General features: G+C 72.8%; 10 protein-coding genes. 9 read left to right on the top strand and 1 reads right to left on the bottom strand.

The window, feature by feature from the left end:
* The 5 genes from E4P41_RS02815 to E4P41_RS02835 all read left to right on the top strand — a co-directional run.
* Nucleotides 1-1,803: DUF2877 domain-containing protein (locus E4P41_RS02815; RefSeq protein ID WP_135139365.1), on the top strand; the 1,803-nt coding region annotated here is incomplete at its 5' end.
* A complete protein-coding gene (locus E4P41_RS02820) occupies nt 1,800-3,191 on the top strand; it encodes a DUF1116 domain-containing protein (RefSeq protein WP_135139366.1) in 1,392 nt (463 codons plus the stop codon). The genes E4P41_RS02815 and E4P41_RS02820, both read left to right, overlap by 4 nt.
* The gene (locus tag E4P41_RS02825; RefSeq protein WP_135139367.1) at nt 3,188-4,180 is read left to right on the top strand and encodes a carbamate kinase; all 993 of its coding nucleotides are present in this window, start codon (nt 3,188-3,190) and stop codon (nt 4,178-4,180) included. Before E4P41_RS02820 ends, E4P41_RS02825 begins: the two co-directional genes overlap by 4 nt.
* Nucleotides 4,181-4,197: 17 nt before the next feature.
* A complete protein-coding gene (locus E4P41_RS02830) occupies nt 4,198-4,890 on the top strand; it encodes a cysteine hydrolase (RefSeq protein WP_135139368.1) in 693 nt (230 codons plus the stop codon).
* A complete protein-coding gene (locus E4P41_RS02835; protein ID WP_135139369.1) occupies nt 4,887-6,842 on the top strand; it encodes a gamma-glutamylcyclotransferase in 1,956 nt (651 codons plus the stop codon). Before E4P41_RS02830 ends, E4P41_RS02835 begins: the two co-directional genes overlap by 4 nt.
* 685 nt (nt 6,843-7,527) lie before the next feature.
* Here the strand turns inward: E4P41_RS02835 and E4P41_RS02840 are convergent.
* Entirely contained in the window at nt 7,528-9,060 is a 1,533-nt protein-coding gene (locus E4P41_RS02840; RefSeq protein ID WP_209307504.1) for a methyl-accepting chemotaxis protein, read from the bottom strand.
* Nucleotides 9,061-9,411: 351 nt separating this feature from the next.
* On the opposite strand from E4P41_RS02840, the gene E4P41_RS02845 reads away from it, so the two are divergent.
* The 4 genes from E4P41_RS02845 to E4P41_RS02860 all read left to right on the top strand — a co-directional run bounded on the left by E4P41_RS02845 (nt 9,412) and on the right by E4P41_RS02860 (nt 13,322).
* Nucleotides 9,412-10,500, top strand: a complete 1,089-nt coding sequence (locus E4P41_RS02845) for a histidine kinase (RefSeq protein ID WP_245177067.1) — start codon at nt 9,412-9,414, stop codon at nt 10,498-10,500.
* Nucleotides 10,497-11,240, top strand: a complete 744-nt coding sequence (locus E4P41_RS02850) for a LytTR family DNA-binding domain-containing protein (RefSeq protein ID WP_135139372.1) — start codon at nt 10,497-10,499, stop codon at nt 11,238-11,240. Before E4P41_RS02845 ends, E4P41_RS02850 begins: the two co-directional genes overlap by 4 nt.
* Before the next feature lie 3 nt (nt 11,241-11,243).
* Nucleotides 11,244-11,618: a hypothetical protein gene (locus E4P41_RS02855; RefSeq protein ID WP_135139373.1), complete on the top strand. Its 375-nt coding sequence runs from the start codon at nt 11,244-11,246 to the stop codon at nt 11,616-11,618.
* Nucleotides 11,619-11,789: 171 nt separating this feature from the next.
* A complete protein-coding gene (locus E4P41_RS02860; protein WP_135139374.1) occupies nt 11,790-13,322 on the top strand; it encodes a cation acetate symporter in 1,533 nt (510 codons plus the stop codon).
* The last annotated feature ends 200 nt before the right edge of the window (nt 13,323-13,522 follow it).

The following is a 13,522-nucleotide window of genomic DNA, read 5'->3' on the forward strand; positions in this document are numbered from 1 at the left end:
GATCTCGCGCGGGCCGTGCTCGGCACCCGGCTGCGCCCGCTGCTCGGCCGGACGACGGCGATCGGCCGCCACGACCTGACCGCCGCGCTCGCGGGCCGGTTCGCCGAGCACGTGCACCGGCTGGTGTCCGCGCTGGCCGATCCGGCGGCGGTGCCGGCCGCCGTGGCCACCGCCCGCAGCTGGGGTGCCACCTCCGGCGTCGACCTCGCCACCGGCATGGCATCCGCGCTGGCCCGGCTGCTGCGCCGACCGGATGCCCCCTCGAACCCCAGACCCCGAACACAGGAGGAGCGCATGAGCTCACCCGACACCGAGACGCTGCAGGCCACGGTCTTCCCCCGCCTGTACCGGGACTCGGTCGCCCTGATGGCGCTCGCGTCGAGCATCGAGAAGCGGGAGGGGGTGCTCCGCGCCGGAGCGGTGATGGCCACCCCGGGCAACCTGGAGATCCTGGGCCGCTCGGAGATGCTTCCGCTCGACCTGACCGCCGCCCCCGACGACCTGGTGCTCGTCGTCCGGGCTCAGGACGAGCAGACGGCGAACGAGGCCCTGGAGGCCGCCACCGCCGGCCTCACCGCCACCGAGCAGAGCGGCGGCGCCCCGAGAGAAGAGGTCGCCCCGCAGACGATGCGGGAGGGGCTGGCCGCGGCAGCGGACGCGACGCTCGTCACCGTCTCGACCCCGGGCCCCTACGCCCCGGCCGTTGCGGAGCAGGCCCTTCGCCGCGGCCTGCACGTCTTCTGCTTCTCCGACAACGTGCCGCTGGCCGACGAGGTGCGGCTCAAGCGGCTGGCGGTCGACCGGCAGCTGCTGCTCATGGGGCCGGACTGCGGCACGGCGATCCTCGACGGCGTTCCGCTGGGCTTCGCCAACGTCGTGCGCCCCGGACCGGTCGCGATCGTCGCCGCCTCGGGTACGGGCGCCCAGGAGGTGTCCTGCCTGCTGGACGACGCCGGCACGGGCATCTCCCAGCTGATCGGCGTCGGCGGCCGGGACCTGTCGGCGGAGGTCGGCGGCCTCATGACCGAGCTGGCGCTGGACCTGGTCGCGGCGGACGACGCCAGCGAGATCGTCGTCCTGGTGTCCAAGCCGCCGGCCCCCGAGGTCGCGGACCGGCTGCTGGCCCGGCTCGCCGGGCTCGGCAAGCCGGTGGTGGCCTGCCTGCTCGGCGCGGAGGACGCGGATGGGCCGGTCGTCGTGCGCGGCACCCTGGAGGGCGGCGCCGCCGCGGCGGCCGCGCTCGCCGGCACGCCTCTCGCCCTCCAGGACCCGGGCACGGAGCCGGCGGACGCGGCGCCGCTGCCCGGGCGGATCCTCGGGCTCTACACCGGGGGGACCCTCGCCTCGGAGACGAAGGTGGTGCTCGGCCGCGCCTGCCTGTCGGCCGAGGTGCTCGACCTCGGGGACGACGAGTACACCGCCGGCCGCCCCCATCCGATGATCGACCCGTCGGCGCGGGCCGACCGGGTCGCCCGGGCCGGCGCCGACCCCGACGTCGCGCTGGTGCTGGTGGACCTCGTCCTCGGCCACGGCGCCAGTCCCGACCCGGCCACCCCGCTGGCCGAGGCGGTGCGCGAGGCCCGGGCCAGCGCCGCCGCGGACGGCCGCGAGCTCGTCGTCGCCGGGTCCGTGTGCGGCACCGCCGCCGACCCGCAGGACATCGAGACGCAGCGGCGCATCCTGCAGGAGGCCGGCGTCGTCCTGCACCCGTCGAACGCCGCCGCGGCCCGGTACGCGGTCGCCCGTGCGACCGGCTCCCTGCCCACCGACCCCACGCTGCTGCACCGTCAGGAGACCGCATGATCACCGGAGGTGTCCGGATTCTCAACGCCGGGCTGCCGCTCATCGTCGAGGGCGTGCCCGCCGCCGACGTCGTCCAGCTCGACTGGCGCCCGCCGGCGTTCGGCGACGCCGACCTGGCCCGCCTGGCGGCCGGCCTCGACGACGAGGTGACCGAGGAGGCCAACGCCCGCGCCGTCGCCGCCGTCCACGCGGTCCGCCCGCGGCTGGTGCGGGTCCGCCCGGCCCGCGAGGTCGTGCCGGACATCGCCGAGGGGCGGACCCTGCTGCACGCCGGCCCACCGATCGAGGTGGCGCGCATGTGCGGCCCGATGCTGGGCGCCCTCGTCGGGGCGGCGCTGTTCGAGGGCTGGGCGTCGGACGCCGAGGACGCCGAGGCGCAGCTGCGCTCCGGGCGGATCGCCGTCTCCCCCTGCCACCACTCCGGCGCGGTCGGGCCGATGGCCGGCGTGCTGGCGCCGTCCATGCCGGTGTTCGTCGTGGAGGACGGCGGACGCCAAGCCTTCGCCTCTCTCAACGAGGGGCTGGGCAAGGTACTGCGCTTCGGCGCCTTCGACGACGAGGTGCTCACCCGCCTGGCGTGGATGCGCGACGTCCTCGGCCCGGTCCTGGACGAAGCCCTCCGCGGCCGCGAGCCCGTCGACGTGACGGCGCTGTTCGGCCAGGCGCTGGCGATGGGCGACGAGGGGCACAACCGCAACGTCGCGGCGACGAGCCTGCTGACCCGTCGCCTGGCCCCCGTCCTCGCGGGGCTGCCGCGCGGCATCGAGGTGCTCGAGTTCCTCGCGGGCAACGACCACTTCGCGCTCAACCTGTCGATGGCCGGGGCCAAGCTCGCCCTCGACGCGGCGGCCGGCATCGAGCACTCGACGCTGGTCACCGCCATGGCTCGCAACGGCGTCGAGTTCGGGCTCCGGGTGGCCGGCACCGGCGAGCGGTGGTTCAGCGCGCCCGTCGGCCCGGCGGACGGCCTGTTCTTCCCCGGCTACGGCATCGAGGACGCCAACCCCGACCTCGGCGACTCCGCGATCACCGAGACCCTCGGCATCGGCGGCTTCGCGATGGCCGCCTCGCCGGCGATCACCCGGTTCGTCGGGGGAACCCCGGACGACGCCCTCGCCACCACCCGGTCGATGCGGCGGATCACCCTCGCGCCGCACCCGGCGTTTCCGCTGCCCCCGCTGAACTTCGCCGGCAGCCCGAGCGGCATCGACGTGCTCCGGGTGCTCGACACCGGCGTCCTGCCCGTCATCAACACCGGCATCGCGCACAAGCAGGCAGGTGTCGGCCAGATCGGCGCGGGCATCGTCGACGCGCCCGCGGAGGTCTTCGGGCAGGCCGTCGTCGCGCTGTCCGAGGCGCGGCACGCACGAGGGGACGGCGCCCGGTGAACCGCACCGCACTCGTGGCCATCGGCGGCAACGCCCTGGTGCTCGACGGCGAGCCGGGCTCGGTTCCGCTGCAGCAGGAGCGGGCCGCGGCCTTCGCCGGCCAGGTCGCCGACCTCGTGGCAGACGGCTGGACGGTGCTGGTGAGCCACGGCAACGGGCCCCAGGTCGGCTTCATCCTGCGCCGGGGCGAGCTGGTGGCCCCGGAGGCCGGGATCGAGGGGCTGCCCGACCTGCCGCTGTGGCTCGCCGTCGCCGACTCCCAGGGCGGGATCGGACACCTGCTCGCGGTGGCGATCGACACGGCGCTGGAGCGCCGCGGCCTGACCGCGCGCGCCGTCGGGGTGCTCACCCACGCGGAGATCGATCCGGCCGACCCGGCCTTCGCTGCACCGGCCAAGCCCATCGGATCGGCCATGACCGCCGACGTCGCGCGGCTGCGCGCGTCACAGGAAGGCTGGTCGGTCACCGAGACCTCACCCGGCAGCTTCCGCCGCGTGGTGGCCAGCCCCCGTCCACGGCGGATCCTGGAGGCCGACCAGATCCGCGGGCTGGCGACCCTCGGTGCCGTCGTCATCGCCGCCGGCGGCGGGGGCATCCCCGTCGTCCGGACCGAACAGGGGTGGCAGAGCGTGGACGCCGTCATCGACAAGGACCGCGCGTCCGCCGTCCTGGCCGCCACCGTCGACGTCGACACGCTGGTGCTCGTGACCGGCGTGGACCAGGTGTTCGTCGGCTTCGGCACGCCCGGCCAGCGCGCCCTGAGCGAGGTGAGCGCGACCGAGATGCGTGGGCACCTCGAGGCCGGCGAGTTCCCGCCGGGATCGATGGGCCCGAAGGTCGAGTCCGCGCTGCAGTTCCTGTCCGACGGCGGGCACCGCGCCGTCATCACGTCCCTGCCGCGGCTGCGCGAGGCCCTCGCCGGCGAGGCCGGGACGCACATCACCACCTGCGGCGGGGAGCCCGCCGCGTCCCCGGGAGCCGCCCGGTGAGTCACCAGGAGAACTCCATGATCGAGGTTCAGGCCGAACCGCAGCCGTTCGTGTTCGATCCGGGGCACGTCGCCCTGCTGTGCATCGACTTCCAGCGGGACTTCCTCGAAACCGGCGGCTTCGGGGAGTCGCTGGGCAACGACGTCGCCCGGCTGCGCAACGCCATCGCGCCGACCCAGGCGGTGCTCTCGGCCTTCCGGGAGCGCGGCTGGACGGTCATCCACACCCGGGAGGGGCACCGCCCCGACCTGACCGACCTGTTCCCCGCCAAGCGCGACCGCGGCAACCCGTCGCTGCGGATCGGCGAGGAGGGCCCGATGGGCCGGTTGCTCGTCCGGGGCTCGGCCGGGCACGAGATCGTGCCGGAGCTGGCCCCGCAGCCGGGTGAGGTGGTGCTGGACAAGCCGGGGAAGGGCTCGTTCTACGCCACCGACCTGGAGACGATCCTGCGGGCCCGCGGCATCACATCCCTCGTGGTCGCCGGCGTGACCACGGAGGTGTGCGTGCAGTCGACGGTGCGGGAGGCCAACGACCGCGGCTTCGAGTCCCTGGTCCTGTCCGACTGCACCGGATCGTACTTCCCCGAGTTCCACGCCTCGGCGCTGGCGATGTTCGCCGCCCAGGGCGGCATCGTCGGCTGGGTCGGCACGTCGGCCGACCTGCTGGACGCGCTCGAGCAGTCCCCCGTACGGACGGAGAAGGCGGAATGAGCGAGAAGCGCGGAGCGACGGCGACCAGCGCCGCCGCGCCCAGGTGGTGGGTCAAGGGCGACTGGAACGGCCTGTTCGGCCTCGGCACGAACGTGCTTCTGAACGTCATCGTGCTGACCGGGCTGTGCCTGGCCGTGGTGCAGATCCCGGCCGACACGGTGTACGGGCGCATCCTGCCCGCGCTGGGCATCGCCTTGCCGCTGGGCAACATCTGGTACGCGTTCCTGGCGCGGCGGCTGGCCCGGCGCGAGGGGCGCAGCGACGTGACCGCGCTGCCCTACGGGCCGAGCGTGCCGCACACGTTCATCGTGGTCTTCGTCGTCATGCTGCCGGTGCTGCTGGCCACCGGGGACGCCCTCGCCGCGTGGCGGGCGGGCCTGGCCTGGGCGTTCATCATCGGCGTCATCGTGCTGCTCGGCGCGGTGTTCGGTCCGTGGATCCGCCGGTGGACGCCGCGGGCGGCGCTGCTCGGCGCGCTCGCCGGTATCTCGATCACCTTCATCTCGATGAGCCCGGCCGCACAGATGTGGCAGGCGCCGTGGATCGCGTTCATCGCCCTGGCGTTCATCCTGGTCGGCTGGCTGGGCGACCGTAAGATGCCGTTCGACGTCCCGGTGGGCCTGCTCGCCGTCCTGGTCGCCACGGCGGTGGCCTGGATCGGCGTGCTGGCCGGCTGGTCGGGAATCCTGCAGCCGAGTGCGGTGGCCGAGTCGATCTCCGAGCTCGCGCTGCGGCTGCCGTTCCCGTCCGGGGACGTGCTGACCGGGCTGCAGGACATCGCTCCGCTGCTGGCCTCGGCCATCCCCCTCGGCATCTACAACTTCACCGAGGGCATGACCAACGTCGAGTCGGCGGCCGCGGCTGGCGATCGCTACTCGGTGCGTCAGGTGCTCTCGGCCGACGGGCTGGGCGCGGTGATCGGTTCCTTCCTGGGCTCGCCGTTCCCGCCGGCGGTCTACATCGGCCACCCGGGCTGGAAGCAGGTCGGCGGGCGCATCGGCTACTCGCTGGTCACCGGGATCGTGGTCGCCGTCGTCTGCTTCACCGGGCTGGTCGGTACCTTCCTGGCGGTCTTCCCGATGCAGGCCCTGGTGCCTGTGCTCCTCTACATCGGCCTGGTCATCGGTGCGCAGGCGTTCAACGTCAGCGCGCGCCGGTACGCCCCGGCCATCGTGCTCGCGATGTTGCCGAGCCTGGCCGAGTGGGCCACCGGGCAGATCGACAACGCGCTCGCCGCCGCGGGCACCGATGCCGCCACCGTCGGCGTCGCCACCCTGGTGGACAACGGCGTGGTCTACGACGGGCTCAAGCTGCTGGGCCAGGGGGCCGTGCTCGTCGGCATCGTGCTCGGGGCCATCGCCTGCTTCGTGATCGACCGCAGGATGTACGCGGCCGCGGTCACCGCGGCGGTCGGGGCGGCGTTGTCGTTCATCGGCCTGATCAACGCCTACGAGGTGGGCTTCAACGCTTCGCCGGCGGTCACCCTCGGGTACGCCTTCCTCGCCCTGATCCTCGCCTTCTTCGGCTGGCGGGAGCGCAACGAGGACGGCGGCGTGCTGGACGACGAGCTGCTCTTCGTCAACGGCACCCTCATGCGGGGCCTGGAGCTGCACGGCAACCTGTCCGGCGCGGAGCTCCTGGAGGAGACCGCGACCGCGCCCGAGTACCGGGTGCACACCATCGGCGACGTGCACCCGGGCATGTACAAGGTCAACGGCGGCGAGCAGGGGGCGTCGATCTCCGGTGAGCTGTACCAGGTGCCGCTCGACGTGCTGCTGAAGGTCATCGAAGGCGAGCCGCCAGGTCTCTACCGGGGTCCGGTCGAGCTGATCGACGGTCGCGTGGTCCCGGGCATTCTCTACGCCCGGGAGATGGCCGAGGCGCACCCGGACATCACCGAGCACGGTGGTTGGCGGCAGTACCGCGCGACGGTGGCGCCCTCGGCGCACTGATCTCTTCCTACGCAGAGATGCCGTCCACCCCGATGGCGATGTCAGCGGGGTGGACGCGCCCGCAGGTGTCGAGCCGCGGCACCACGACCTGAGCGAGGGACGCCGCCGGGTCGGGCACCATGGCCGAGCCCTGGGAGTACGCCTCGACCGATCTGGTGTATCTGCCGGTGTACGCCCGTCCGCTCGACCAGGTGGAGATCTCTTCTCCATCCTCCGGTCCAGCGGAAGTGGTCAATCGTGGCGACGTCGCCGACCTCGACCAGTTGGCCGGGCGGCTGGTGGCCTTCCAGGACCGCTCCAACGCCACCGCCGAGACCTTCGAATGGCACTTCGGCCGCGAGTCCCTCGGCCGCCTCCTCGAAGGACTTATCGATCAGGAGCCGCTGGCCGCAGGACCCCGACGTTTCAACGGCAGGTTCCACAAGGCGACCAGCGACCGGCGGACGACGGGCCGAGCCGGCTGCGGGCGGCGGATCTCATGGCACGCCGGGCCGACGCCTCGTGCCGGTCAGGGGCGCAGGAGGCGCGCTCGGTCCCGACGGCGACCGCAGCGGTGCGGGAGCCGGTCTAGACGTGTGCGAGGTGCGACTTCACGGTGGCGTGGCTGAGGCAGACCCGCGGGGCCACAAGCACCTCACCGTCGTGGTCGACCACGACACCGGACGACTGGTCTGGGCCGCACCGGTCATCGCTGGAAGGCCGCCACCGCCTGCTGCAACTCGTGCGACATCCGGACCAGCTCCGTGGCGGCGGTCTGCATGTCGCCCACTCCGGCGTGGGTCTGCTGCGCCCCGTGAGCGACCTCGGCGACGGTGGTGGCGATCGACCGGCTCATCTCGTTGGTGGTGGCGGTCTGCTCCTCCACCGCGCTGGCGATCGTCGTCTGGTAGTCGTTGATCTGGGCGATGACCGTGGTGACACCGGCGATCGCCTGAACGGCGCTGGCGGTGTCGCCCTGGATGGCCTCGACCCGCTGGGCGATGTCCTCGGTCGCCTTCGCGGTCTCCTGCGCCAGCTCCTTGACCTCGTTGGCGACGACGGCGAAGCCCTTGCCGGCCTCGCCGGCGCGCGCGGCCTCGATGGTCGCGTTGAGAGCGAGGAGATTGGTCTGCTCCGCGATCGACGTGATCACCTTGACCACGTTGCCGATCTCGACCGAGGACTCGCCGAGCCGCGCCACGGTACCGTTCGCGTCCTCGGCGGCCGTGACGGCGCTGCCGGCCACGCGGGCGGCCTCGGCGGCGTTGTGGGCGATCTCCTTGATCGACGCGCCCATCTGCTCGGCGCCGGCGGCCACGGCCTCGATGCCGCTGCTGACCTCCGCCGCGGCGGTCGTGACGCTCTGCGCCTGCTCGGTCGACCGCTCGGCGGTGTCGGCGATCGTCTCGCCCGTCGCGGACAGCGTCCGAGCCGCGCTCTCCAGCAGCTGCGAGGCGTTCCCGACCTCGCCCACCACGGCGGAGACTCGGTCGAGCGTCCCGTTCAGCGCGCCGCCGAGGCGGTCCAGCTCGTTCCGGCTGTCCGGCACGTCGAACCGCCGGCGCAGGTCCCCGGAGGAGAAGACGTCGGTCATGTCCCGCAGCGGACGGGTGATGCTGCGCGAGACCAGCAGGGACAGCGCGACGATCGCGGCGAGCACCGGGAGCGCCCACAGCGCCATGTCCAGCAGCTCGGCCCGGAAGGCACCGTCGAGGTCGGCGACGTAGATGCCGGAGCCGAGAACCCACTCCCACGGCTCGTACCCCGCGACGAAGGAGATCTTCGGCTGCGGGTCCTCCTCACCGGGCTTTGGCCACATGTACTCGACGAAGCCGCTGCCGTCGCGCTCGACGACCTCCACCATCTCCACGAACAGCTTCTTGCCCGTGGGGTCCTCGTTCTGCCTCAGGTTTGTGCCATCCAGCTCGGGCCTGATCGGATGCATGACCATCGCCGGCTGCATGTCGTTGATCCAGAAGTACTCCTCGCCGGCGTACCGCAACTGGCCGATCACCGTCATGGCGGCCGCCTGCGCCTCGGCCTCGGTTATCTGCCCGCCGGCTTCGAGCTCGCCGTAGTAGGCGACGACGCCGAGGGCCGCCTCGACGGCCGCCCGGGCCTTGTTGCGCTGCTCCTCCTCGATCGTGGAGCGCACGTTGAGCGCGCCGATGACCGCGATGGCCGCCATTCCGATCGTCGCCGCCAGCACCAGCACCAGCAGGCGCGTGCTGATCCTCACCCCGCGGAATCGCCCCACCATGTCCAGCTCCCAGCGCCATGGACGAATTGCCGCGGGACGTATCGGCGGAATTCGGACGGTGTTGAGTTGAAACCCCCGTCCCATGCCGGGACGGCGCCTCGTCCGCCCGCCCGCCGCGCGGTGATCGTCGGCCCGACCCCTCGGGTCCCCGGCTGGCGCACCATCCTGAGGCGGGGTGGCGGAACGGGCCACCGGACTCTACGGTGCGCACGCTCGACTTCTGTCCGGTACGGATTCGATCGAGAGGAGGATGGGAAGCCGGGCCGTGCAGCGGCACCGACGTCCTGGTGACCGATGCGCTATTCCCGGCGGTGGCTTCGGCCCGGTCACTTGGGGACGGAGGCGGAACAGGCGACGTTCCGGACCCTCCATTCCGCTTCCCTCACCGCGCCCGAGCTCCGCGAGGGCCTGACGGCCGGCTCCGCCGAACGCGCGATCAGGCACCTGCGCGACCTGCTCGGGGTGCCCGCCGTCGCCCTCACCGACACCGTGTCGATGCTGGCCTGGGACGGTCGGTTCGGGCACCACGAGCCGCAGACACCGGCTCTCGCCGCCTTCGTGGTCGGATCGGGCAACACCGTGGTGCGCGACCGCAAGGACTTTCCCTGCGCCGACGCCGGCTGCGCACTGCGGCAGGTCGTGGTCAGCCCGCTGGTGGTCGAGGACCGGGTGGTCGGCACCCTGCAGGCGTTCACCTCCCACGCCTCCGCCGGGCTCGTCCGGGCCGCCGGCGAGGTCGCCCGATGGGTGTCGGGGAACCTGGAGCTGGCCGAGCTCGACGCCTCACGCACCCGGCTGATGGAGGCCGAGGTCCGGGCGCTGCGGGCGCAGATCAGCCCGCACTTCATCTACAACTCGCTGACCGCGATCGCGTCGTTCGTGCGCACCGATCCCGAGCGAGCTCGCGAGCTGCTGCTGGAGTTCGCCGACTTCACCCGGTACTCCTTCAGCCGGCACGGCGAGTACACGACGCTGGCGGAGGAGTTGCGGTCGATCGAGCGGTATCTCGTGTTGGAGAAGGCCCGGTTCGGCGATCGGCTCCAGGTCACGCTCCGGGTGGCGCAGGAAGTGCTGCCGGCCGCTGTGCCGTTCCTCTGCCTCCAGCCGCTGGTGGAGAACGCCGTCCGGCACGGCCTGGAACGCAAGCCGGGAACCGGAACGGTGACCATCATCGCCGCCGACCAGGGCGGCGAGTGCCTGATCTCGGTGGAGGACGACGGCGTCGGGGAGGACCCGGAGAAGGTGCGACGGGCACTCGCCGGCGACGCCTCCGTCGACTCGGTGGGGCTGGGCAACGTCGACGCCCGGCTGCGCACCGCCTTCGGTGACGACTACGGTCTGGTCGTCGAGACCGGCCCCGGGGCCGGCACGAAGGTTATCGTGCGAGTTCCGAAGTTCGCCCCCGGAGTGCGCCCGTGACCGCCGACCGGTTGATCGTCCTCGTGGTGGACGACGAACGCCCCGCCCTCGACGAGCTGCGCTGGCTGCTCGAACGGGACGGGCGGATCGGGACCGTGGTGACCAGCGACTCGGCGACCGAGGCGCTGCGTGTCCTCCAGGAGCGCAGCGTCGACGCGGTCTTCCTCGACATCCGGATGCCCGGGCTCACCGGCGTCGACCTGGCCCGGGTGCTGTCCCGATTCAGGACGCCGCCTCCGGTGGTCTTCGTCACCGCCTACGACGACCACGCCGTGGAGGCGTTCGAGCTGGGCGCCGTTGACTACGTCCTCAAGCCGGTCCGCGACGACCGGCTGGCCGAGGCGGTCCGCCGGGTGGTCGGCGCGCGGGGCGGCGGTTCCGCACCGGCGGACGACGACATCGCGGTCGAGCTGGGCGGGGTGACCAGGTTCGTGCCGCGGTCCAGCGTCCGCTACGTCGAGGCGCAGGGCGACTACGCCCGGCTGCACACCCCATCGGGCAGCCACCTGGTCCGGGTGCCGCTGACCGCGCTGGAGGAGGACTGGAAGGACGCCGGGTTCGTCCGGATCCACCGGTCGCTGCTGGTCGCGCTCCAGCACGTGGAGGAGGTGCGGATGGACGCCGGCCGGTGCACGGTGGTCGTCGGCGGCATCGAGCTCGGTGTCAGCCGTCGGCACACGCGGGAACTCCGGGACCTCCTGGTGCGGCGGGCGCGTCCGGGTCCCTCGGGCAGGGGGTGAGCGATGTCGGACGCCACGCCCCGCCGGGTGCGCGTCACCAGTCCGCGTACCGGGGCTACCCGCGCCCAGCGGGTCCCGGCCGCCAGGGAGATCGAGGCCCAGACGCTGCTCGGCGAGGTCTACATGACCTCGCTGCTGCGCTCCCAACTGCGCCTGGCGCTGCTCGCGCTGGCCGCCGTGGCCGTGCTCGTCGGCGGGATCCCCTTGGTCTTCTGGCTCCTGCCGGACCTCTCCGCGGTCGAGGTGCTCGCCGTGCCGCTCCCGTGGTTGCTGCTGGCGTTCGCCGTCTATCCGCTCCTCTTCGCCACCGGCTGGCTCTACGTGCGCGCCGCCGAACGCAATGAGCGGGACTTCACCGACGTGCTGGACCGCTCGTGACCGAGCTTGCGAGGTCACGCATGGGCACAGCACCCTCGGGCACGGGGTCGAAGCGCCAGCGAGGAGAGCTCGTGACCGAGCTTGCGAGGTCACGCATGGGCACAGCACCCTCGGGCACGGGGTCGACGAGCGCCAGCGAGGAGAGCTCGTGACCGGGAGCATCGGCCGGCCGTGACCGCCGCCGGCTACAGCATCATCGGCGTCACGTGCGTCTTCGTGGCCACGTTGGCGATCGGCGCCTACGGGTGGCGGTTCTCCCGCACCACCAGTGACTTCTTCGTCGCCTCCCGCACGGTGCGGCCTGGGCTCAACGCGTCGGCGATCGGCGGAGAGTACCTCTCCGCAGCCTCCTTCCTCGGCGTCGCCGGCCTGGTGCTCGCGTTCGGCACGGAGATGCTGTGGTACCCGGTCGGCTGGACGGCGGGCTACCTCGTTCTGCTGGTGCTCGTCGCCGCGCCGCTGCGCCGCTCCGGCGCCTACACGCTGCCCGACTTCGCCGAGAGCCGGCTGGAGTCGCTCGGCGTGCGCCGGTTCTCCTCACTGCTCGTCGTGGCGATCGGCTGGCTCTACCTGATGCCGCAGTTCCAGGGCGCCGGCCTGGCGTTGGCCACCACGACCGGAACCGGGCCCTGGCTGGGCGGCGTGCTGGTCGCGGCGGTGGTGCTGGTCAACGTGCTGTTCGGCGGGATGCGCAGCATCACCTTCGTACAGGCGTTCCAGTACTGGCTGAAGCTCACCGCGCTGCTGTTCCCGGTGCTGTTCATGACCGCCGTCTGGCTCGGCGACGGTGGCGTCTCGCCCGCCTCCGCCGACGTGGGAGGTCCCGACATGTCCGGAGACGAGTGGGCGTCGCCACTCGCCGGGGGGAGCGAGCACCAGCTCTACACGACGTACGCGATCATCGTTGCCACGTTCTTCGGCACGATGGGGCTTCCCCACGTGGTGGTGCGCTTCTACACCAATCCCGACGGCGCCGCGGCCCGCCGCACGACCCTCTTCGTGCTGGCTCTGCTCGGCCTCTTCTACGTGCTGCCGCCGATCTACGGCGGCCTGGGCCGGCTCTACGCCCCGGACCTGATCAGCAGCGGCCGCACCGACACCGTGGTGCTGGAACTGCCGGCGCGGATGCTGGGCGGCACGACGGGCGAACTGCTGTCTGCCCTCACCACGGCGGGGGCGTTCGCCGCGTTCCTGTCCACGTCGTCCGGGCTGACCGTCGCGGTGGCCGGTGTGCTCAGCCAGGACGTGATGGGCCGCCGATTCCGCGGCGTGCGCGCCTTCCAGGCGGCCGCCGTCATCGCCGTCGTCGTCCCGCTCGGCCTCGCGCTGCTGACCGAGGGGGTAGGTGTCGCCCGGGCCGTCGGCCTTGCCTTCGCCTTCGCCGCCTCCACGTTCTGTCCGCTGCTGGTGCTGGGCATCTGGTGGCGCCGGCTCACCGACGCCGGCGCGATCGCCGGGATGCTCGTCGGTGGCGGCGGCGCCGGCGGGGCGGTGCTGGCCACCCTGGCCGGCGTGGCACCCGACGGTTGGCCCGGCGCGCTGCTCGCCCAGCCGGCGGCCTGGACCGTTCCGCTGGCGTTCCTCACCATGACGGTGGTCTCCCTGGCCACCCCCCGGAGGGTGCCGCGGCATGCCTCTCGCACCATGGCCAGTCTGCACACTCCCGAGGCGGTGCAGCTGGACCGTGGACCTCTGCCACGGTGACCCTCGCCGCTCTGACGACGTGGGCGAGACGCACTGCCGTTGGCGCACGGCGCAGTAGAGAACCGGAGCGCCCCGACCTGCGGCCCACGACCGGCCGAGGTGCGCACCGTCATCTCATCCGAATCCGACGGTGCCGTCGCTTCGCGACCGCTCGTCCCGCAAGACCTGCCGTACGCCGACCGCCGCTCACCGCTCAGCGC

The organism is Geodermatophilus sp. DF01-2 (genome assembly GCF_004571065.1).
Lineage (GTDB): Bacteria > Actinomycetota > Actinomycetes > Mycobacteriales > Geodermatophilaceae > Geodermatophilus.

Excerpts from the sequence above, each read along its gene's own strand:
- E4P41_RS02820 (WP_135139366.1), top strand. The coding sequence starts at position 1,800 with ATGATCACCGGAGGTGTCCGGATTCTCAACGCCGGGCTGCCGCTCATC.
- E4P41_RS02830 (WP_135139368.1), top strand. The coding sequence starts at position 4,198 with ATGATCGAGGTTCAGGCCGAACCGCAGCCGTTCGTGTTCGATCCGGGG.
- E4P41_RS02835 (WP_135139369.1), top strand. The coding sequence starts at position 4,887 with ATGAGCGAGAAGCGCGGAGCGACGGCGACCAGCGCCGCCGCGCCCAGG.
- E4P41_RS02855 (WP_135139373.1), top strand. The coding sequence starts at position 11,244 with ATGTCGGACGCCACGCCCCGCCGGGTGCGCGTCACCAGTCCGCGTACC.